This window comes from Paraburkholderia sp. CI2 (genome assembly GCF_014201055.1).
GTDB lineage: Bacteria > Pseudomonadota > Gammaproteobacteria > Burkholderiales > Burkholderiaceae > Paraburkholderia > Paraburkholderia tuberum.
This window is the reverse complement of record NZ_JACHDL010000004.1, coordinates 1-20,686: the sequence shown is the minus strand read 5'-3', so window position 1 is coordinate 20,686 and position 20,686 is coordinate 1. Positions and strand designations below refer to the sequence as shown.

General features: G+C 64.3%; 16 protein-coding genes. 3 read left to right on the top strand and 13 right to left on the bottom strand.

The window, feature by feature from the left end; translation table 11 throughout:
- Positions 1 to 70: 70 nt before the first annotated feature.
- The 4 genes from groL to HDG32_RS07455 all read right to left on the bottom strand — a co-directional run bounded on the left by groL (position 71) and on the right by HDG32_RS07455 (position 4,100).
- The gene (gene groL / locus HDG32_RS07470; protein WP_184065079.1) at positions 71 to 1,711 is read right to left on the bottom strand and encodes a chaperonin GroEL; all 1,641 of its coding nucleotides are present in this window, start codon (positions 1,709 to 1,711) and stop codon (positions 71 to 73) included.
- 53 nt (positions 1,712 to 1,764) lie between these two features.
- Positions 1,765 to 2,055: a co-chaperone GroES gene (groES, locus tag HDG32_RS07465; RefSeq protein ID WP_008923887.1), complete on the bottom strand. Its 291-nt coding sequence runs from the start codon at positions 2,053 to 2,055 to the stop codon at positions 1,765 to 1,767.
- A gap of 531 nt (positions 2,056 to 2,586) precedes the next feature.
- Positions 2,587 to 3,297 carry an FkbM family methyltransferase gene (locus tag HDG32_RS07460; protein WP_260330644.1) on the bottom strand — a complete coding sequence of 237 codons (711 nt, stop codon included), beginning with the start codon at positions 3,295 to 3,297 and terminating at the stop codon, positions 2,587 to 2,589.
- Positions 3,298 to 3,710: 413 nt separating this feature from the next.
- Positions 3,711 to 4,100, bottom strand: coding sequence for a hypothetical protein (locus HDG32_RS07455; RefSeq protein ID WP_184065076.1), 390 nt, complete (start codon positions 4,098 to 4,100; stop codon positions 3,711 to 3,713).
- A gap of 349 nt (positions 4,101 to 4,449) precedes the next feature.
- On the opposite strand from HDG32_RS07455, the gene HDG32_RS07450 reads away from it, so the two are divergent.
- Positions 4,450 to 5,073: a hypothetical protein gene (locus tag HDG32_RS07450; RefSeq protein ID WP_184065073.1), complete on the top strand. Its 624-nt coding sequence runs from the start codon at positions 4,450 to 4,452 to the stop codon at positions 5,071 to 5,073.
- Between the two features lie 83 nt (positions 5,074 to 5,156).
- The gene (locus tag HDG32_RS07445) at positions 5,157 to 6,542 is read left to right on the top strand and encodes a hypothetical protein (RefSeq protein ID WP_184065070.1); all 1,386 of its coding nucleotides are present in this window, start codon (positions 5,157 to 5,159) and stop codon (positions 6,540 to 6,542) included.
- Between the two features lie 96 nt (positions 6,543 to 6,638).
- Here HDG32_RS07445 and HDG32_RS07440 read toward each other — a convergent pair whose 3' ends face one another.
- The 5 genes from HDG32_RS07440 to HDG32_RS07420 form a co-directional block, all read right to left on the bottom strand.
- The gene (locus tag HDG32_RS07440) at positions 6,639 to 8,882 is read right to left on the bottom strand and encodes a polysaccharide biosynthesis tyrosine autokinase (RefSeq protein WP_184065067.1); all 2,244 of its coding nucleotides are present in this window, start codon (positions 8,880 to 8,882) and stop codon (positions 6,639 to 6,641) included.
- A gap of 49 nt (positions 8,883 to 8,931) precedes the next feature.
- Positions 8,932 to 10,071: a polysaccharide biosynthesis/export family protein gene (locus tag HDG32_RS07435; protein ID WP_184065065.1), complete on the bottom strand. Its 1,140-nt coding sequence runs from the start codon at positions 10,069 to 10,071 to the stop codon at positions 8,932 to 8,934.
- Positions 10,072 to 10,111: 40 nt separating this feature from the next.
- Positions 10,112 to 11,497, bottom strand: a complete 1,386-nt coding sequence (locus HDG32_RS07430; protein WP_184065063.1) for an undecaprenyl-phosphate glucose phosphotransferase — start codon at positions 11,495 to 11,497, stop codon at positions 10,112 to 10,114.
- A gap of 55 nt (positions 11,498 to 11,552) precedes the next feature.
- Entirely contained in the window at positions 11,553 to 13,154 is a 1,602-nt protein-coding gene (locus HDG32_RS07425; protein WP_184065061.1) for a sugar phosphate nucleotidyltransferase, read from the bottom strand.
- 90 nt (positions 13,155 to 13,244) lie between these two features.
- Positions 13,245 to 14,240, bottom strand: a complete 996-nt coding sequence (locus HDG32_RS07420; RefSeq protein WP_184065723.1) for a helix-turn-helix domain-containing protein — start codon at positions 14,238 to 14,240, stop codon at positions 13,245 to 13,247.
- 876 nt (positions 14,241 to 15,116) lie between these two features.
- On the opposite strand from HDG32_RS07420, the gene HDG32_RS07415 reads away from it, so the two are divergent.
- Complete coding sequence (locus HDG32_RS07415; protein ID WP_176109418.1) at positions 15,117 to 15,266, top strand: hypothetical protein; 150 nt, start codon at positions 15,117 to 15,119, stop codon at positions 15,264 to 15,266.
- Here HDG32_RS07415 and HDG32_RS07410 read toward each other — a convergent pair whose 3' ends face one another.
- The 4 genes from HDG32_RS07410 to HDG32_RS07395 form a co-directional block, all read right to left on the bottom strand.
- Positions 15,267 to 16,769, bottom strand: coding sequence for an MFS transporter (locus HDG32_RS07410; RefSeq protein WP_184065059.1), 1,503 nt, complete (start codon positions 16,767 to 16,769; stop codon positions 15,267 to 15,269). It abuts the gene before it with no gap.
- Between the two features lie 61 nt (positions 16,770 to 16,830).
- Complete coding sequence (locus tag HDG32_RS07405) at positions 16,831 to 18,078, bottom strand: CaiB/BaiF CoA-transferase family protein (protein WP_184065057.1); 1,248 nt, start codon at positions 18,076 to 18,078, stop codon at positions 16,831 to 16,833.
- Positions 18,075 to 19,091 carry a hydroxymethylglutaryl-CoA lyase gene (locus tag HDG32_RS07400; protein WP_184065056.1) on the bottom strand — a complete coding sequence of 339 codons (1,017 nt, stop codon included), beginning with the start codon at positions 19,089 to 19,091 and terminating at the stop codon, positions 18,075 to 18,077. Before HDG32_RS07400 ends, HDG32_RS07405 begins: the two co-directional genes overlap by 4 nt.
- Positions 19,092 to 19,336: 245 nt before the next feature.
- On the bottom strand, positions 19,337 to 20,230 hold the full coding sequence (locus tag HDG32_RS07395; RefSeq protein ID WP_184065053.1) for a LysR family transcriptional regulator: 894 nt from the start codon (positions 20,228 to 20,230) through the stop codon (positions 19,337 to 19,339).
- Positions 20,231 to 20,686: the final 456 nt, after the last annotated feature.

Here is a 20,686-nt window from a genome sequence, read left to right as displayed (position 1 = left end):
CCGGGCCTCGGCCGTGATCCAGACGCGCGGCAGTTCAACCACGCGGCCGGACCACGAGGCCCGAGCGGAATTACATGTCCATGCCCATGCCGCCCATGCCGCCGGGCATGCCGCTAGACATCGGAGCATCTTCCTTCGGCAGTTCGCAGACAGCTGCGTCGGTCGTCAGCAGCAGGCCAGCAACCGAAGCTGCGTTTTGCAGCGCCGTGCGCGTCACCTTCGTCGGGTCCACGACACCTGCGTCGACCAGGTCGACGTACTCGCCGGTCGCTGCGTTGTAGCCGTAGTTGCCCTTGCCAGCAGCAACCGCTGCCACGACGACGCTCGCTTCTTCGCCACCGTTGGCGACGATCTGGCGCAGCGGCTCTTCCATGGCGCGCAGAACGATCTTGATACCTGCGTCCTGATCGGCGTTAGCGCCCTTCAGGCCAGCGATTGCCGTACGTGCACGGATCAGCGCGACGCCGCCACCCGCCACGATGCCTTCTTCCACAGCCGCGCGCGTTGCGTGCAGTGCGTCTTCGACACGTGCCTTCTTTTCCTTCATTTCGACTTCGGTCGCAGCACCGACCTTGATCACTGCAACGCCGCCTGCCAGCTTGGCGACGCGTTCTTGCAGCTTTTCACGGTCGTAGTCCGAGGTCGCTTCTTCGATCTGCGTGCGCACTTGCTTGACGCGAGCCTCGATGTTCGCTGCTTCGCCAGCGCCGTCGATGATCGTGGTGTTTTCCTTGCCCACTTCGATGCGCTTCGCCTGGCCCAGTTCAGCCAGCGTTGCCTTCTCGAGCGTGAGGCCGGTTTCTTCAGCGATGACCTGACCGCCGGTCAGGATCGCGATGTCTTCCAGCATCGCCTTACGACGATCGCCGAAGCCCGGAGCCTTGACGGCAACGGTCTTCAGGATGCCGCGGATGTTGTTGACGACCAGCGTTGCGAGCGCTTCGCCTTCGACGTCTTCAGCGATGATCAGCAGCGGACGGCCAGCCTTCGCGACTTGCTCGAGCACCGGCAGCAGGTCACGGATGTTCGACACCTTCTTGTCGTGCAGCAGCACGAACGGGTTCTCGAGCACGGCGACTTGCTTGTCCGGGTTGTTGATGAAATACGGCGACAGGTAGCCGCGGTCGAATTGCATACCTTCGACGACGTCCAGCTCGTCTTGCAGCGACTTGCCGTCTTCGACGGTGATCACGCCTTCCTTGCCGACCTTGTCCATTGCTTCAGCGATGCGCTCGCCGATCGACGAATCGCTGTTCGCCGAGATCGCGCCAACCTGGGCGATTTCCTTGTTGGTCGTGCACGGCTTGCTGATCTTGCGCAGTTCTTCGATTGCGGCTGCAACAGCCTTGTCGATACCGCGCTTCAGGTCCATCGGGTTCATGCCCGATGCGACGTACTTCATGCCTTCGCGGACGATCGATTGCGCGAGAACCGTAGCGGTCGTCGTGCCGTCGCCTGCGTTGTCGCTGGTCTTGGAAGCGACTTCCTTGACCATTTGCGCGCCCATGTTCTGGAGCTTGTCCTTCAGTTCGATCTCTTTCGCGACCGACACACCGTCCTTGGTGACCGTCGGGCCGCCGAAGCTGCGCTCGAGAACCACGTTGCGGCCCTTCGGACCCAGCGTGACCTTCACGGCGTTGGCGAGAATATTCACGCCTTCGACCATCTTGGCACGGGCGGAATCACCGAATACGACGTCTTTAGCTGCCATCTTCTAACTCCTTGAATACTTTGGATATAACCGGTGAAGTAGCGACCTTGCGCTTACTTCTGCACCACGGCCATGATGTCTTCTTCGCGCATCACGAGCAGTTCGTTGCCGTCGACCTTGACGGTCTGGCCTGCGTACTTGCCGAACAGGACGCGGTCGCCGACCTTCACGTCGAGCGCAATGGCTGCGCCCTTGTCGTCGCGCTTGCCCGGGCCGACTGCGAGGATTTCACCTTGATCCGGCTTTTCCGCTGCGGCTTCGGGGATCACGATGCCCGACGCGGTCTTGGTTTCCTGATCCAGACGTTTGACGATCACGCGATCATGCAAAGGACGAAGGTTCATACATACTCCTCTCTGATTGAGACTGAAGAACGCTGAGAAAAACCCGGCTGGCCGAGCCAACCGGAGATGTTGTTAGCACTCTCGTGCAGCGAGTGCTAATTATATGGACGGGCAGTGACAAATTCAAGAAGCGGGAACGCGATCGAAGTTCACTGACCCTGAAACGTGATTCGCTCGGACTTGAACGCCGCCCCGTGCGGAACGTCTGCCGTTCGGCATTTTCTCTAAGAAAACAATAATTTACCGACATGTTGCGTTGAGATTCGGCCCTTCGTGAAGGAAGAGGCGAGCCATGACGAGGCAGCGACTTGGGAGCGGAGCGCCCGCTCGAAACGTCAAACCCAGGGAAATCCCCCATAAGCGCGGGCCGTTACGATAGTCAGCCTTCAGGCAAGTCGAGGGGCTCGTGAATGTGCTTCACGGCTGAGCTACCAGTCGGTCCAGGTATATCTGGACCGTTGCAGCGGCCGTTGATAGTGGGATTGTGAAATTGATAGCAGCTGCAAGGACGATACGTGCAGAACCGTAACGCTATAACTGAGTTCGAAAGATTTGAGATCTTTCCACTCTGAAGATCAGCGACAAATATGTCCAACTGACCAGTCGGTAATTGCGCTCCTCCAGATAGCGAAATATGGCGGAATCTATTACTTCCCTTATCGAAGTCAGCGTAGACTCCACAATGATGATCTTTGGTTTATACCTGCTGATATCAATCGATCGCAAGACTTCGTAATCGTGACCTTCCACGTCGATGGAAAGCAGATCGATTTCCTGACCGGCGTACGGGGTGTGCTCGAGAACGTCGTTCAATGTGGTGGTTTCAACGGTCCGGACGGAGATAGGCTTCTGGACTTCGGCCGCAGCCACTATGGGATCTATGGTCGAAGTCAACCCATAATTTGAAAAATTATAGACTTCCTTGAGCTGTTTCTCGTTCGAGACGGCCGCACATACATTGACGTCACCAGACCGCGCAAGAGAAAACGTTTCAATTTTCACTGGATCCATGTCTATGTTGATGCCGCGCCAACCACGCTTGTAAAGCGCATGTGTGTTCGAGAACTTGACAGGGTGGTATGCACCAACGTCGACATAAACACCCTTATTGCACCGGGGACTGATTATCTCGCGCAACACCGCGTCCTCTCCAAACTGCGAGTAGTACAAACGCGGCCCGCGTGTTATCCACGTCTTGCGGACGAGCCAAAGGAAGTGTCCGAACGTCTTCGGGTTCAACATAATCGCTCCTCACTTCGAAACGATAACGGCAAAAGGTCAAACAGCGTTTGATCTGGAAACTTGCCCAGCAGAAGGTCGGTCCGGCATTACGTTAGCTAATATTCGCATAGCAGGCCTCATTACCGCCGCAAATGTGTCGCAGTACGGACAAAACGATATTCGCGAATTAGTTACATGCTCGAAAAGTCGTTGAGAGTTACATCTGCAGACTACTCGACGGTTAGCCGACCATTAATCGAAAGTCATAATAATGTGGATTTTTGGCCGAAACCGTCGAGTGATGCAAAAAGCTTCCGGTTCCAGTCGGTTCGCATGTCGCGGAATACAACCGCGCGAGATTCAGACCGGCGAAGCCTTCTGCATGAGGCCACGATCCGCCAGTTTCGGTCGCCCGACAGCGCGCTCGTTTCACTTCACTTCTGCGCAGGCCGGTGCAACGCATTACCCGCCATCCACTTGAGCCGTTCGCAATTGACCTTGATGCGCGCCGCGAATTCCTTCGGATCTCGCTCGCGCAGTGCGTCCATCTGGCTATTGGTGATGTCGGCGCGGTGCCAGCCCGTGTCCCAGTGCTGATCGAAATCGGTCGCACCGGTGAGGACCTTTCGGAGCCGCTCCTTATAGGCGCCGATCCGCTCGGGCGACACGTCGCAAAACGCCTGCGCGAAGCTTGCGCGCTCACCCGCCGTCTCCGCGCTCATGTTGGCGTCGCTCGCGCCGCTCACGAGCGGCGCGGCGAGCGACAGCACCGACAGACAGAACGCTGCGCAAAGCGGCCGATAGCGATACGATAGGTTTTTCATCTTCGACTCCTGACGATCCTTCGTGGCGACCAGGGATTGTCCCGATCTTCAACGCCGCCGCGCCGATTGTGTCCTGATTGCACTGCACGATGGCGTTTTCGCGCGCTATCCGATGCATCGCGTGGCCAAACCGCGGTGCTACGCTCGTTAAAGCGGCATTCGCGACGTGCCCGTTCCGGGGAGCCGTGGCGCAAGCACCGCAACGCCACGGCCTATCGGCAGGCCGCGACAGAAGCACGAGCGCCAGGCATGAGAACGAGCTCGAACACGACGCGCAACGAGCACAGAACGAAAGCACGACACGAAATCAAACACAAAAAGGCGAGACATCGCTGCGGGAGTGACTGCGATGGCATTTAGAACATATACCGTACTGACGCTGTTGGTGACGAGCACTGCCGCGTTCGCGTGGCGGCCTGTCACCTATCCGATCCGAAGTCAGAGCCCTTACGAGCGCAGCATCGACAACGCGATGTGCTACGCCGAGGCGAACCGCGTGACCGGGGTCAACATGGCCCACGAGTCGCAGATTCCGCCGCGTCAGCCGCCCGCGGCCAAAGGTGCGTCGACCGGCGTACCGTCGAAGCCGCCGCTTCCGCCTAGTTCCTTCTCAGCCACGCCGCTGCCGTGGAGCGCGAGCGCGCCCGAAGCCGCGAGCGCGCCGTTGGCTGGCGCGCAAGCGCCTGGCGGCGCATCGTCGGCGAAACCGGTGAACGAAGCCGCGGCCGGTGCCAGCGCGCCAGGCGCACCGGCCACCGCGGCGGCGAATGCACCGCCGAACGCATCGGCGGCGGCACCGGGCGCGAGCGCGAACGCGGCACCCGGCGCGTCGGATGGTGCGGCCGCTTCGCTGCAGGCCAACGCGGCGTCGAACGTGAAGCTGCCGCCGCTGCCCGCGCCCGAGCCGCCGATGACCCGCTATTGGGCCGCCTACGGCGCGTGCATGCAGGCGCGCGGTTACGTCGTCCAGTAGTCCGGCCGACGCCGCTTGCGGGCGTCGTTGCATTCATTCTTTTTGATGGCGCCGCCCTTCGGCGCCAGTGGAGCAACACGGCCATGCCGCGCGACACGACCTCCGACCAGCCGTTTTTCCATCACTGCGCATACTGCGGCGTGCCGCTGCCGGGCCGCTTTTCGCCGTGTCCCGCATGCCATGCGCTGCCGATCGATTCGTTCGATACGGACGACAAGCCCGGCGAGCGCTCCGCGCGATCCCGGGCGCCGAGCGCATCGCGCACGCAACTCGAACCGCTGCCAGCGGCCGCGAGCTTGCCCGCGGACCGTTCGTCGCGACGCTCCGCGCAAACGAAGATGAGCCCCTACGATCTGATCGACGAAGCGACGTTCGAGCCGGGCGGGCGTCGACGGCGGCATCCGCTCGCGCTTGCCGCAGCCGCGCTCGCGACGCTCGGCGTCTTGTACGTCGGCTTCGTTCTACTCAACGACGACGATGCAAGCGTCGACACGCCGGTCACGGTCTTCGGCACGGTGCGCCCGGACAACCCTGGCCAAGCCCCTGCACAGAACGTTGCGCAGAATGCGGCGCCGTCGGTTGCCGCGGCGCCGAAGCCGGCGTCGATCGTCGCGCAACGGCCGCGTCCCGTTGTCGTCGCGCGGCAGCAACCGGCGAACGTGCACGCGGCCCCCGTCGCGCCACCGGCACCGCCCGTCGTGGCGACCGCGCCGACCGTCGCGCCATCGTCACCGCCGGTCGTTGCGACCGCGTCCACCGTAGCGCGATCGAGCCCGCCCATCGTGGCGACCGCACCGACCGTTGCGCCATCGTCACCGCCGGTCGTTGCGACCGCGCCTGCCGTAGCGCGATCGGCTCCGCCCGTCGTGGCGACCGCGCCCGTCCCAGCGCGACCGTCAACGCCCGTCGTTGCGACCACGCCGACCGCAGCGCGACCGACACCGCCCGTCGTCACGACCGCGCGCGCCGTAGCGTCAACGAAGACATCGAGCGCGGCCGTCTCCGCGCCCACGCCGCGTGGCACGGCGGTCGCGTCGACCAGCACCAACACCAACACCGACACGATGGCCGCCCCGCTCACGCAAGCCGACAAACAGCGCGCCGACGCCGAGCGCAATCTGAAAGCCGCGCACGGCTATCTGCAACGAGGCAATCTGGCGGCGACCAGAGCACGCCTCGCCGCCGTAATCACCGCGCAGCCCGACAATCGCGACGCGCGCAGCATGCGCGCCCAGGTGAGCACGCTAGAGCAGCAACGCGACGCGTTGCTGAGCCTCGCGCGCGGCTGCAGCAACGTGGGACATTGGGAGTGCGCGTCGCACAACGCCAACGAAGCGTTGCGGATCGATTCGAGCAGCAAGGCCGCGCAACGGCTCGTCGCGCTCGCGTCGCACGAGTCGGCGTGGCAAACCATGCAGCCGACGGCGGAAGAGTCGCGCGCATTGCGCGATCTGCTGCGTCACCACTAAGGATTGCGAGGTATCTCGTGGGACGGCGGCACGGGCGTGCAGTCGATCACGCCCGCCCGCGCGGCGCCCCGAAAGACGCGCGCGCGGGCAGCAGTGTCAGCCGGCGATGCTGTCGTAGCCGTAATAGCCGCCCTGATACCCCGAGCCGAGAAACGCCGCTTCCTGCGGCACGTCGGTGAGCAGCACGCCGCGCAGACCGACGCCACCGTTACGCAGGCGTTTGGTGGTTTCGATGATCTCATGCAGCGGTTGACGCCCATGCCGCACGACGAGCAGCGTCGTCGCCGCGTATTTGCCGATCAGCGTCGAGTCGGTCACGGCGAGCACCGGCGGCGTGTCGATGATCACGACGTCGTATTGCGGCTTCAACACCTCGAGCATCGCTTCGAAGCGTTTGCTCATCAGCAGCTCGGCCGGGTGCGAGGGCAGCGTGCCTTTCGCGAGCACGTCGAGGTTGGGCAGCACGTCGCGCTGGATCATCGCGTTGAGATCGCCGCCGCACAGCACGTCGGACAGTCCCGGCCGATGGCTGACGCCGAAATGCGAATGCACGTCGCCGCGTCGCATGTCGCCGTCGATGATCAGCACGCGCTTGTTCGCCGACGCGACCAGCGTCGCCAGATTCACCGACAGGAACGACTTGCCCGCATCGGGCCGCGAGCCGGTGATCATCACGACGTTGTTGGCCGCATGATCGAGCGACAGCTGCAGCGAGGTGCGCAGATTGCGCACCCCTTCCACCGCGATATCTTCGGGCGCCTGTTGCGCCAGCACATGCTGCCCGCGCTGGCGCAGCGACACCTTTTCCTGCAGGCGCAACTGCGTCTGGCTGCGCGGCACCACCGCGAATACCGGCACGCCGAGCATCCCCTCGAGTTCGTCCGGGCGCTCCACGCCGCCGCGCATCGCGCGCCGCAAGAAGACCAGCAGCAAGCCGAGCGCGAGGCCGCCGCCGAGCGAGACCAGGATCACCAGCATGCGCTTCGGCCACACCGGATCGTCGGGCGTTTCGGCGAAGTCCACCACGCGCACGCCGCTCACCTGCCCCGCCTGCGCGACCCGCAGTCGCTGCACGCTGTTGAGCAGGTTCGTGTACAGATCGGTGTTCACGTGCACGTCGCGCTGCAGACGCAGCGCGGTCTGCTCGGTGTCGGGCATCGTCGAGACGCTGTGGTTCATCGTGCTCTGCGCGCCCTGCAACGCGGCGATCTGCGCATCGAGCGCGGCGACCATCGGATGATTCGGCGTAAAACGCTGCAACAGCTCCGCGCGCTGCTGCTGCAGATCGAGCAGCTTCGTCTTGTTGTCGACGATCTGCTGCAGCAGCAGCTTGCTTTCTTCACCGAGATCGACGGCGCCATGTGTATTGCGGAACTTGCCGTAGCGCTCTTCCGCGTCGTCGAGCGCCTTGCGCGCGTCGGGCAGTTGCTGTTCGAGATACGCGAGCGTGTGGTCGGATTCGGTCGAACGGCTCGCGAGATCCTGCCGCACGAACTGGCGCGCCACGTTGTTGACGATCGCCGCGGTCAGCGCCGGATCGGCGCCTTCGAGACTCACGCGGATCACGCCGGAGTCCTCCGCCGTTTCCTGCACGACCATCGTCTTCGCCAGACGCTCTACCGTGCCGAGCGTCGACGCGCGCGTCAGCTCGAAACGCGAGCCGGGCGCGCCGACCAGTGTGTCGACGTGCAGCGTGACCGGGCCGACCGCGGTATCGGTTTGCACGGTCTCGCCGACGCGCCCCGACAGGATCGCGCTGCCGTGAGGATCGCGCAGCATGAAGGTGTTGCCGGCGCCCGCGACTAGCGTGAAGGTCTCGCCATACAAGTCCTTCGACGTGTCGAAGCGCGACACCGCGATGCTCTCGTTGCCCCACGCGAACCCGCGCAGGTTGACGAACGACGGCAGCCGGAACCACCAGTGCCCGTTCACGAGTCCGGCGATCTTGCTGCCGATCACCGGCAGATAACGCGGCTTCGCCGTGATGTCGAGGTGCAGCGCGCGGACCGCCTCCTCGGTGACGAGACGCGACTTCAAAAGCTCGATCTGCGCCGCGGTCGACGGCTTCGAATCGTACGCTCCGGGAAGCGGCGCCGCCGCGTCCCGGCCGTTCGCATTGACGTTCACCGCGTTCGCCGTCCTGTCCTGGACGTGAAACAGCACGTCCGAACGATAGACCGGCGGCGTGAGGAACGCGTACGCGCAACCGAGCGCGAGCGCGATCAGCGTCACGGTGAGGATCGTGCGCCAACCGCGCACGATCGTGCGCACGTAGTCCGACAGATGCAACTGCCCCGGTTCATACACGCCGGCGTAACGGTTTTCGTAATTGATTGCCATGTTTTCACCCAACAAGGCCTGCCGGTTCAGATATCGCGTCACGCATGCGTCACTTCGACACGACGACTCCCGTCACCGCCGCGTTGATCGCGGGCAACAGCAGGTTCAACACACGGTTGAAGCGAACCAGACCGCCCTGACCGACGTACACGATGTCCTTCGGCTGCAGCTCGAACTGGTTCGCAAGCAGCATCGCCACCGGCGAGGTCGCATCGAGGTGATAGATCTGCGGCGAGTCGCTGGTCGAATTGCGGATCACGAACAGCTGCTGCCCCGAGGCCGTGTTCGAGTCGAAGCTGCCGCCGTCGGAGATCGCCTGCGACAGCGTCAGCGAGCCGTTGCGCAACGGCAGCACCGTGGCCGGCTTGTTGACTTCGCCCATCACGTAGACGCCGCTGTCTTCGCGCGCGTTCACGCGCACGGTATCGCCCGGCTGCAGATAGATATCCGACGGATTGCGGCCGCGCTTGACGAGGTCGTCGATGTTCAGCCTATAGGTCGTGCCGTTGCGGATCAGATCGACCCGGCTGCGATCCGCGGTCGTGTTGAAGCCGCCGCTCAGGCCGATCGCGTTCGTCAGCGACATCGGAATGTCGTTGATCGATTGCGTGCCCGGTGTGCGCACTTCGCCGTCGATATACACCGTCGCGTTACGGAACGACGCGACGCGCACCGTCACCTCGGGCTTCTGATAAACCTTGCTCAGCCGCGAATGCAGCTCGCGCTGGATCGTCGCGACGTCCTTGCCGGCGACGTGCAGGTTGCCCGCGTACGGAAACTGGATGTCGCCGTTCTCGTCGATCAGGAAGCCCGGACTTGCATCGGAAGGGCGCGAGGTCGTCGGCGGCTGTCCCAGCGCGGCCGCGAGTTCCGGGTGATCCCACACGACGATCTGCAGCACGTCGCCGGGGCCGACCCTGTACATGGCCGGCTTGCCGAACAGACCCGTCGTCGTCGGCGGCAACACCGAGGCAGTCTGGTCGGCATTCAGCTTCTTCAGCAGTTCCAGATTGATATCGGTGATCGGAATCTGCTTCTGCTGCGAGGCTTCGGTACTGAATTCGCCACCCGTCTCCTGAATCGCGGCCGGCGTGACCATCCGTTGTCCCGGTACGACCTGACATCCGGAAAGCAATGCTGCGCTTGCGAAAACCACAAGACTTCCTGTGCGAAAACCAAGTGAGCTCATGATCTTTACTCCTTCGCCCCGAGGCGTTGTTATCGACTTTCTAGTAAGCGTTTCGATGCACCAGTCCGGCGACAATCGTCGCGCCGATGATCCGCATGTCGAGTGCGAACGACCAGTGTCCCAGGTAGTACAGGTCATGTTCGACGCGACGCTCCATCTTCTCGATGCGGTCGGTTTCGCCACGGAAGCCGTTGATTTGCGCCCAGCCCGTGATTCCCGGTTTGATCCGGTAGCGATTGATATAGCCCGCGACCACCTTCTGATAGAGGTCGTCGTGCTCGAGCGCATGAGGACGCGGTCCTACGACCGACATGTCGCCACGCAACACGTTGAAAAATTGCGGCAGCTCGTCGAGGCTCGTGCGGCGCAGAAACGCGCCCACTTTCGTCACGCGCTTGTCGTTGCGCGTCGCCTGGCTCAAGGTGCCCTTCGCTTCGGTATGCACGCGCATCGAGCGGAACTTGTAGATCGTGAACACTCGGCCGTCCGCGCCCTTGCGCTTCTGTTTGAACAGCACCGGTCCGCGCGAGGACAGCTTGACCGCGATCGCGATGCCAAGCAGCAGCGGCGCGAGGGCAACGATCGCGGCCGCGGCGAACAGCCGGTCGAAGACTTCCTTTTTCAGCATCGCGTTGGCCGACAGCGGCGAGGCGACCAGATTGATCGCCGGCACGCCGAGCAGATCGACCACGCCGCTGCCTTCGAACAGCGCATGGCTGCGCACGTCCGGCATGAAGCGGATATTCACGAGGTCGTCGCGGAACTCGTCGATCAGCGCGCAGATCAGCGGCTCCTCGGACAGCGACAGCATCAGCCATAGCTCGTGCACGTCGTTGGTGCGGATGTAGTCGGCCAGCAGATCGACGCGATCGAACACCGGCACGCGCGGATTCGTTATGCCGGTGTCGTCCGGGCGCGTGTTGTAGACGGCGGTCGCGCGAAAGCCCGCGGTCGGCGCCGACTCGATGCGGCGCAGGAGCGCATCGCACTGCGAACCGCTGCCGACGATCGCCACCTGATGCAGGTTCATGCCCGCGCCGCGCGCCCGCGCGAGCACCGCGTGCGCGATCACCCGATTCGCGATCAGCAGGCCACCCGTCGTCGCGGTCCAGTACGAGAACCACAGCCGCGACACGATATCGATGCGATGCAGCGAGTACATCAGCACGAGCGCGCAGGCTTGCACGATCAGCCACGCGAGCGACACCTGACCGGCGAGCCCGAGCTTCGAGCGGCCGCGCCATGATTCGTAGACGCCGAACGCGGGGAAGATCGCGAGCGCGAACGCAGCCGAAAACATCACCAGCGCCCAGTAGAAACCCGACTGGCCGAGATAATCAAAGCGGATCCGCGACGCCACGGTCGCACCCGCCAATACCAGAGCGACATCGAAAATCCGCGCGAGCAGATCCTGAAACTTGCGCATTTTACTTACCTCGTTCTGCCGTTCCTGTACGCAAAAAGGGGCGTGCATGGGCTGCCTACGGGCAGCGGCCGTAGTTGTCGTCAAACCTCACGATGTCGTCTTCGCCGAGATAGGTACCCGACTGGATTTCGATGATTTCGAGCGGCACCCTGCCGGGGTTTTCGAGCCGGTGACGCGTGCCGAGCGGAATGTAGGTCGATTCGTTTTCGCTGAGCAGGAACTGCTCTTCGCCGCGCGTGACGAGCGCGGTGCCGCGCACGACCACCCAATGCTCAGCGCGATGATGATGGAGTTGCAGCGACAGCTTTGCGCCGGGCGTCACGACGATGCGCTTGACCTGGAAGCGCTCGCCGCGATCGATCGAGTCGTAGAAGCCCCACGGGCGCCGCACCTTGCGATGCGCGTCGGCCTCCGGCGCGTGCTGCGCCTTGATGCGCGACACGAGCCCCTTGACGTCCTGCACATGCGAGCGATCCACCACGAGCACCGCGTCCGCGGTCTCGACCACGACGACGTTCGCGGTGCCGACGCACGCGACGAGCCGCCCTTCCGAATGCGCATAGCAGGACACCGCGCCTTCGAACGCCACGCGGCCGCGCCCGGCGTTGCCGTTCGGGTCCTTCTCCATCGCCGCCCATACCGCGTCCCATGAGCCGAGGTCGGACCAGCCGGCTTCGAGCGGGATCACGACGCCGGGCGGAATGACCGCGGCTCGACTTTGAGCTTGCATATCGTTCTGTGCCGCGCCTTGCGCTTCGACGTTGCTCGCGCTGTCGTCTTGCGCCGGCGGCGGTTCGGTCAAACGCTCCATCACCGCGTAGTCGATCGAATCGGCGGGCACGTCGAGGAACGCGTCGTGCGATGGCCGGAATACGTCGCCGTCCTGCTTGCCGCTCGCGAACGCGGTTGCGCACGGCGCATGCATGTCGGGCCGCAGCGCCGCGAGCGTGTCGAGCCACACGCGCGCACGCACGACGAAGATGCCGCTATTCCACCAGTAGGTGCCGGCCGCCAGGTATTGCCTCGCGATTTCCTCGGCGGGCTTCTCGACGAAACCGTCGATCGCGTGGCCGCCAGCGGTCAATGCCGCGCCGATCCGGATATAGCCGAAGCCGGTGTCGGGACGCGTCGGCGGCACACCGAGCGTCGCAATCGCGCCCTCGCTCGCGTGGTGCGCCGCGCACGCTAGCGCGCGCTGCAGGGCAGGCAGGTCCGCGATCGCGTGGTCGGCCGGCATCACGATCAGGATCGCGTCGTCGCCGGCCGCGCACGCGAGCGATGCCGCGAGCGTCAGCGCGGGCGCCGTGTCGCGGCGCGCGGGCTCGACGATCAGACGCGCGTCGACGCCGTTTTCATGCAACTGTTCGGCGATCACGAAGCGATGCTCCTCGCCGCACACGACGATCGGCGAAGCGTCGACGCTCCAGCCCGCCGGGAAGCCCTCGAGCCGCCGCGCGGTCGCCTGCAGCAGCGAGTCGGAGCCGACCACGTCGATCAGCTGCTTCGGAAAGTTTTCGCGCGACACCGGCCAAAGCCGCGTGCCCGAGCCGCCCGCGAGAATGACCGGGACGATGTGCGCGCAGCGCGCGCCAGCAACCCCGGCGCTTGCGCCGTTCGGCTCGACGGATCGGGCGCTCACACCTGCCTGCGTCAACATATCGGGAATCCTTTTCGATCTGCAAGGTACGGCGAACAACGGACCGGTCCCCGCCTGTCGTGCGCGGTTACCGGGCTGGCTCCGTCGGTGCTACTCGCCTGCCATGCGGCGGCTTTGAATCCTGAACTCGGTCGGCGAAATCCTCATCCGCTTGCGAAACACTTTCGCGAGCCGGTCGCCGTTGCCCATCCCGGTGCGCCGGGCGATCTTGTCGACCGGCAATTCCGATTCGGTCAACAGGCTGCACGTCACCGCGAGGCGCTCGTGCAACAGGAAACTCGACGGCGTGATACCCATTTCCATCTTGAAGCGGCGCAGAAAGTTGCGCTCGCTCATCGCCGCGAACTGCGCGGCATCCGCAATCGAAATTGACTGCTGGCAGTTTTCCTGCAGCCAGCGCGCCGCCGCGCGAACCTTGGCGCCGGGACTCATGCCGCCGTCCTCGCCGAGCAGCGGCGCGAGGTTCGTGCACGAGTCGGACAGCAGCCGCTCGGCAGCCGAGCGCGCGGTCGCGTTGCCCAGATCGCGCTTGATCATCGCGAGCGCGCTGCGCATCGATTCCAGCCGGTCGCTAAGGTCGACGACGCCCTGCTCCGCCGAGCCCGCGCCATTTCCGGCCAAGGCCGGCTGGTGCGGGTCGCTCTCTTCCTTGTCCTCGGGCAGGGCCGCCGCGTCGAGCACCGCGCGCCCTTCGGCGATCGGCCGGATCATCGCGGTGTTGCGACGCACGCGCCGCAGCCATCCAAGCAGACGCTCATCGCGCGCCGCCGCCGCCGCGCCCTTGCCGCCCGCCACATAGAGCGCGTCGAAGCCGCCGTAATGGCGCGCGTCGAGTCCGTCGGTCCAGACGCGCAAACCCGACGACGAAATCACCATGCCGCCGCCGGCGGACAAGAACGACACGTCGTACAGCCACGCGCCCGAACCGGAGGTGGCGAGTTCGTTGGCAGCCTGGAACACCTCGGCGATCACGCCCGCCCCTTGCAGCGAGCAGTCGTTGAACAACAGAATCGCGACACGACGCACGCCCTTGTTCGGAGCGTGCACCCAGCGCAGCATTGCAGACTCCAGACTCGCGCAGGTCATAGTCATCCTCTCGACAGAAAACGATCTACTACACCTTTTACGATCACGCACAATGCGAACTCCGCGCAGTGCATCATAGCGACGGCCTCCGGCGCTCTGCCGTCATGTCCGAAAGTGCAGACATATTGGCACTATGAATACGTGATCGGCCAGTGCAATTCGGCACAATACCGAAACGACCGTCTTTTCACTGAATTAATCGTCTAACCGCATATGGTTGAATATGCACTCGCAAATCTTAATGCAATTTGAAAAATGAATGCGTACGCCAGCGCACACTGCGCGGCTACTCGAAAAGCGGCGTGTCTCCGCCTTATGTACCCACCGAAGCGTATTTTAAAAGAGTTTTTTTGCCGAGATCGGCTATTGATGAGTGGAACACCCCCGCCCCTACCAAGCGGGCCCGGCTCCATCGACAACGTCCCCTGAGGATCCGCGCAAGCGCCGCGCAACCGACCCTTGCGCCGTCCAATGCAAGCACTCAACGCGCCAGAAAAGATTATTTAATTCATTTTTACTGATGGCGGGAATATAAACGTGGCGATTAACGTTTCAAACCTGAAACACGGATATCGGACGACTTTAGCGCCCCCGCAATAGGTGGGCCAATGGCGGAATAAGTCGGGTGCGAGCGGGTGCATTTCCGCCAACCGATTGCGGAAATGGACTACGAGGTTTCCGCAAGGGGGATCGAGGACAGCGAACGAAGTCCGCCATCCCTACGCAACGACTGTGACACCCGGGCAAAACGCGCCGCGTAATGGCACGACGCGACGATAGTTCGGCGTCGCCTGACAGGTTTACGGCGGGCAAGCGCACATAGAAGTGGTTCTGAACGGGTTACGATGCCCCCGACAAACGCGCTGGACCGCACACATGAACGGCATTTCATGGATCACGCTGATACTTGCCACGATGATCGGCGGGTTCCTGTTCGCAATGATCGGCGTGGTGCTGCTCGCGCTGCTGCTCGGCAACGTATCGGACCGGCTGTCGAGCAACGACGAGACTCGCCAGGACTCCTAGCTACTTCGAAAGATCCTCGAGCGCGACATCGCGCGTCTTCGGTCCCAGCGTACCGATCGCGACCATGACGATCGCCATTGCCCCCGAGATGAACACGAACACGCCGTTCACGCCGAAGCGGCCGAGGCAGGCGGCGATCACGAACGCCGAGAACATCGCCGAAATCCGGCTCCACGAGTAGACGAAGCCGACCGCGCGCGCGCGGATGCCGGTCGGAAACAGTTCGGCCTGGTACGCGTGATAGCTGTATGAAATGATGTTGCCCGCGAGCACGAGGCACACGCCGAGACTCACGAGCAGCACCGTCTCGCGCGCCTGGCTGAACGCGAGTCCGCACACGACGTTGACCGCCGCCATGCAGACGATGACGGTCTTGCGCTCGAAGCGATCGGCGATCAGCAGCCCCAGCAACGGCCCGAGCGGCGCCGCGATCGCGATGATGCTCGCGTACATCAGACTCGTCGTCACCGTGATGCCCTGCTTCATCAGCAGCGTCGGAATCCAGTTCGCGAAGCCGTAGTAGCCCATCGTCTGGAACACGTGAAAGATGATCAGCATCAGCGTGCGCCTGCGATACGGCGGCACCAGCAGATCGCGAAACGCGGCCCGCGCGCGCACCGGTTCGGGCAGCGCCGGCTCGGGCAACGGCAGGCCGCATTGGCGCCGATACTCGCGCGCGACGCGTGCTTCGAGACGCGTCATCACCGCGTCGGCTTCGTCGAGGCGGCCTTTTTGCGCGAGCCAGCGCGGGCTCTCCGGCAAGCCGCGGCGAATCCACCACACCACGATCGCGCCAATCGCGCCGATCAGCACGACCACACGCCAGCCGTCGAGACCGAACAGGCGTTGCGGCACCAGCAGATACGACAGGAACGCGACGATCGGCACCGCGCAGAAGCCGACCGCCTGCGAGCACGCCGAAGCGCGCCCGCGAATGTGCTTCGGCACGAGTTCGGAAATATACGTGCCGATCGTGACGATCTCGACGCCGATGCCGATCCCCGCGATAAAGCGCCAGCAGTTCAATCCGAGCGCCGTATGCTGGAAAGCCATCACGACGTTGGCCGCCGTGTACCACAGCAGCGACCAGGTGAAGATCGCGCGCCGGCCGAAGCGGTCGGCGAGAAAGCCGCACGCCGCCGTGCCGATGAACAGGCCCGCGAACAGCGCGGCGATGAAACTCGCGACGCCGCTCGTGCCGAACAGGCCGCGCGTCGTGGCCGTCAGCAGGCCGCTGTGCACGAGTCCCGGCGCGATATAGCCGGAGTACATCAGGTCGTAGAGTTCGAAGAACATGCCGAAGCTCAGCAGCATCACGAGCTGCCAGATCGTGCGGGTCGCGGGTAGCCGGTCGAGCCGCGCGGAAATGCGCGCGCCGTCGAGCGCGATCGCGCCGGCGCGGTCCGAGCCTGCTGCATCTGCGCCCGCGTCCGTGGGTGAGCCGTCGAGCGCGCCGGCATCGCCGAGCGCCGTTGAGTACATCGCCTGATTCGACGATTTCATCGTCTGTCTCCAGAATTATTGGTCTATTGCCCGCTGCAGCGGGTCAAGCGCGGCACGACGCTCACGCAGCCGCGCGCGGCGCCCGCGATTGCACGCCACCGCCGAGCTCCGCGATCCGCGCGTCGTCGAACCCGAGTTCGCGCAGCACCTCGACGGTGTGCTCACCGATCTTCGCGATCGGCCGACGCGGCCCGAGACGCGCACCGTCGAGCGAAATCGGCAGCAACGGCATCGCGGTTTCGCTGCCGTCGTCGAGCGTCAGCGGCACCAGGCCGCCGCTCGCGTTCAGGTGCGGATCGTCGAACAACTCCTCGGGCTTCGTGATCGACGCGAACGGAATGTGATTGCGCTCGAACAGCGGCACGAGCGTCGCACCGTCGAAACGGCTCAGGCTTTCGCCGAGCGTCTGCAGCAGCCAGCCGCGCGCGAGCACGCGGTCGTTGTTGGTCGCGAGGCGCGCATCGGCGAGCAGATCGTCGCGTTCGAGAATCGCGCACAGCGCGCGCCACTGCGCGTCGCCGGTCGCGGCGATGAACATCTGCTCGCCGTGCGCGAGCGTAAACACGTCGTAGACGGCCCAGGCGCTGATGCGCTCGGGCATCGGCGCGGCGGCCACGCCGGTCGCCGCGAACTGCTGCATGTGCTGCGCCGAGAGCAGCACGCAGTTCTCGAACAGCGCGCTCTGCACCTCCTTGCCGCGGCCGCTCGCGTGCCGTTCGTGCAGCGCCGCCAGCACGCCGATCGCGCCGAACATGCCGCCCATGATGTCGTTGACCGAGCTGCCCGCGCGTAGCGGACGGCCCACCGGACCGGTCATGTACGCGAGGCCCGCCATCATCTGCACGACTTCGTCGAGCGCCAGACGATGTTCGTACGGACCATTGAGAAAGCCCTTGTGGGACACGTAAATCAGCCGCGGATTGCGCTCGCGCAGCGTCGCGTAATCGAGGCCGAGACTCGCCATGCGGCCGGGTTTGAAGTTTTCGATGAAGACGTCGGCGCTATCGACGAGTTGCTTCAGCGCGGCGAGACCGGCTTCACTGTCGAGATCGAGCGCGACGCTCTTCTTGTTGCGATTGAAGGTGCGGAAAAAGCCCGCGCCGGTGCCGAGCAGCCGGCGCGTGCTGTCGCCGCGCGGCGGCTCGACCTTGATCACTTCGGCGCCGAGGTCGCCGAGAATCATGCCGCAGGTCGGACCCATCACCATATGCGACAACTCGATCACGCGGATGCCCGCGAGCGGCAAGGTACCCGGCTGCGGCGAGGACGTCGACGACGAAGCTGAAGTAGCGGAGGAAAGCGGAGTCATTGCGGCACCTGCGGAACGGAAGAATGGGGACAATGCAAAGATTCGGCGTAGCTGGCGGAGTCGCGCGCGACCGCTTGCGCGTGCGCGAACTGTTTCGGTAATCCCGCTCGCGCGAGATAGCCGTACAGCGGCTCGCCCGGCAGCGCTTGCGCCAGCACCGCGCGCGATGCGAGTAGCCGCGCGATGTCGATACCGGTGTCGTAGCCCATGCTGTGGAGCATGAACACGAGGTCTTCGGTATTGACGTTGCCGGTTGCGCCCGGCGCATGCGGACAGCCGCCGAGACCAGCCAGCGACGCATCGAACTCGCGGATCCCGTGCTGCAGCGCGACCAGCGTGTTGGCGAGCCCGAGGCCGCGCGTGTCGTGGAAATGCAGCGAGCGCAGCCTGTCGCCCGCGACGTCGCGCACCAGCTCGATGACCTCGCCGACCTGACGCGGCGTCGCTTCGCCGGTCGTATCGCCGAGCGCGATCACGTCGGCGCCGGCCTGCACCGCGGCGCGCGCGATCGCGGCGATATCCGCGTACGGCACGGCGCCCTGCAGCGTGCAGCCGAACACCGTCGACAAACCGGCGATCAACTCGGCGCGGCGCCCACCTGCCGGGGACGCGCCATCGATCAGCTCGCGCATCGCGGCGAACGCGTCGATCATCTCGGCGGGCGTCTTGCGCACGTTCGCGACGCTATGCGCGGCGCTCACCGAAATCGGCGCGACGATGCGCTCTACGCCAGCCTCGAGCGCGTGCTGCGCGCCCTTCAGGTTCGGCACGAGCGCGCTCACGCTGAGATCGTCGTAGCTACGGGCGTGGGCGACTACCTCGGCGGCGTCCGCCATTTGCGGCAGCAGCTTCGCCGGCACGAACGACGCGACTTCCATGTGGCGCACGCCGGCCGCGTAGGCGGCGTCGATCCAGCGCCGCTTGTCGTCGGTGGACATGATGCGGGCAATGCTTTGCAGACCGTCGCGCAGACCGACCTCGGTCACGACGACGCGCTCGCGGGTTTCATTCATTGGTTGGAATCCTGGTCGTGGACGCGGGCTTCAGAGGCCCGTTGGATGGAAGTGATGCGCTGACTGGGTCACAGCGTGCCCGCGTGACGACGCGCGGCAAAGTCTGCTTTGACGAAGCACACCATCGCCGCTTGCGATGGCCGCTCAGGCCGATGGGGCGGGCTTTGGCGCTCGCCTGGGTGAAATGCCTAGGGGTTTGTCTGGGGAGGTGGCGAAGGCGTGGGTGACGAGGTGCGTCGCCCGTCTTATCTGGCGCTCAGCAGATGCTCGAGCAATCGCGCGGCCGCCAGCGTCAACGCCGCGCGATCGCGCATGCAGATCACGAAGCGCCGCGCGGCCCAAGCCTCGCGCAACGGCACGGCGACGATGCCGTACTCGTCGGCCGCATGGCGCGACAGCGCCTCGCGCGGCAGGATCGCGACCGCGAGACCCGCCTGGATGAAGCGATAGGCGGCGTCGAACGTCGATACATAGGTGCGGTAATTCAACTCGCTGCCCTTCTCCAGCGCGATGCGCTGCATCAGCGCATTGACCGACGCATTCGATGCGAGCCCCAGATGATCGAACCCGAGCGTCTGCTCGAAGCCGATCTGCGTCTCGCCCGCGAGCGGATGCGCGCGCGGCACGATCAGCGCGAGATGGTCGGCGCGATACGGCAGCGTGTCGAGACTGCCGAGCGGCACCGTGTCGCGGCAGATGCCCAGATCGGCGACGCCCTCTTCGAGTCCGCGCACGATGTCCGCGCTGACGCGCTCCTCGACGTCGACGCGAATCGCCGGATTCGCCTGCAGAAACGCCGACAACGCCTCGGGCAAAAACTCCACCATCGACGACACGTTCGCCAGCACGCGCACATGCCCACGCGCGCCGGCCGCGTACTCGCTGAGCTCGGCCTGCAGGCGTTCGTGGCCGCGCATGATGAGCCGCGCGTGGCGCAACAGCGCTTCGCCGGCGGCGGTCGCGCGCACGCCGCGCTGGCTGCGCGACAGCAACGCGACATCGACGAGCGCTTCGAGATCGGCGAGCCGCTTGCTGACCGCCGACGGCGCGATGAACTCACGCTCGGCCGCGCGCGCGATCGTGCCTTCCTCGCACACGGCGATGAACAAGCGCAGCGTCACCTGATCGATTTGCCACATCGGCGCAGCGGATTCGTGGGTTGGGGGTGGGGGGAATTATGGGTCATCGTTGAAAGCCGCGGAGGGGTTTCTGGCACTTGCGTAATCTGGCACCTGGATTCTGGGGAGTTGGGAGGAAATTGCTGGATCGTCCAACTGAAGGAGGTGCTCGCGGCCACGCATCAACGAAGCACACCTTCGGTGCGTTCACGCTTCCCACGCTTGACGCTCGAACGGAAAGCCCCGTAAAGCGAGGCGATTATTGCAGCCGTACCGTTCGGAAGCTATTGGGCTTCGGGTGGCTCGACTCCGATAGACTCCAGCGTTTCCGTAATTGAGGTGGTTTCGCGTAGATCGCTGCCGGTTATTTGCCGACGGTGGCTAAGTGTTCAGGAAAAATTGATTTGAAAATCGGCGCCGTACCTGCTTAGCAGTGCTGCGAGTTCGGCATCGATGGTCTCGCGCGTCCAGGTGAGG

What these genes read in the sequence shown, in the direction of transcription:
- groL (WP_184065079.1), bottom strand. Translation starts at nt 1,711, where the DNA reads ATGGCAGCTAAAGACGTCGTATTCGGTGATTCCGCCCGTGCCAAGATG.
- groES (WP_008923887.1), bottom strand. Translation starts at nt 2,055, where the DNA reads ATGAACCTTCGTCCTTTGCATGATCGCGTGATCGTCAAACGTCTGGAT.
- HDG32_RS07460 (WP_260330644.1), bottom strand. Translation starts at nt 3,297, where the DNA reads ATGTTGAACCCGAAGACGTTCGGACACTTCCTTTGGCTCGTCCGCAAG.
- HDG32_RS07455 (WP_184065076.1), bottom strand. Translation starts at nt 4,100, where the DNA reads ATGAAAAACCTATCGTATCGCTATCGGCCGCTTTGCGCAGCGTTCTGT.
- HDG32_RS07450 (WP_184065073.1), top strand. Translation starts at nt 4,450, where the DNA reads ATGGCATTTAGAACATATACCGTACTGACGCTGTTGGTGACGAGCACT.
- HDG32_RS07445 (WP_184065070.1), top strand. Translation starts at nt 5,157, where the DNA reads ATGCCGCGCGACACGACCTCCGACCAGCCGTTTTTCCATCACTGCGCA.
- HDG32_RS07440 (WP_184065067.1), bottom strand. Translation starts at nt 8,882, where the DNA reads ATGGCAATCAATTACGAAAACCGTTACGCCGGCGTGTATGAACCGGGG.
- HDG32_RS07435 (WP_184065065.1), bottom strand. Translation starts at nt 10,071, where the DNA reads ATGAGCTCACTTGGTTTTCGCACAGGAAGTCTTGTGGTTTTCGCAAGC.
- HDG32_RS07430 (WP_184065063.1), bottom strand. Translation starts at nt 11,497, where the DNA reads ATGCGCAAGTTTCAGGATCTGCTCGCGCGGATTTTCGATGTCGCTCTG.
- HDG32_RS07425 (WP_184065061.1), bottom strand. Translation starts at nt 13,154, where the DNA reads ATGTTGACGCAGGCAGGTGTGAGCGCCCGATCCGTCGAGCCGAACGGC.
- HDG32_RS07420 (WP_184065723.1), bottom strand. Translation starts at nt 14,240, where the DNA reads ATGACCTGCGCGAGTCTGGAGTCTGCAATGCTGCGCTGGGTGCACGCT.
- HDG32_RS07415 (WP_176109418.1), top strand. Translation starts at nt 15,117, where the DNA reads ATGAACGGCATTTCATGGATCACGCTGATACTTGCCACGATGATCGGC.
- HDG32_RS07410 (WP_184065059.1), bottom strand. Translation starts at nt 16,769, where the DNA reads ATGAAATCGTCGAATCAGGCGATGTACTCAACGGCGCTCGGCGATGCC.
- HDG32_RS07405 (WP_184065057.1), bottom strand. Translation starts at nt 18,078, where the DNA reads ATGACTCCGCTTTCCTCCGCTACTTCAGCTTCGTCGTCGACGTCCTCG.
- HDG32_RS07400 (WP_184065056.1), bottom strand. Translation starts at nt 19,091, where the DNA reads ATGAATGAAACCCGCGAGCGCGTCGTCGTGACCGAGGTCGGTCTGCGC.
- HDG32_RS07395 (WP_184065053.1), bottom strand. Translation starts at nt 20,230, where the DNA reads ATGTGGCAAATCGATCAGGTGACGCTGCGCTTGTTCATCGCCGTGTGC.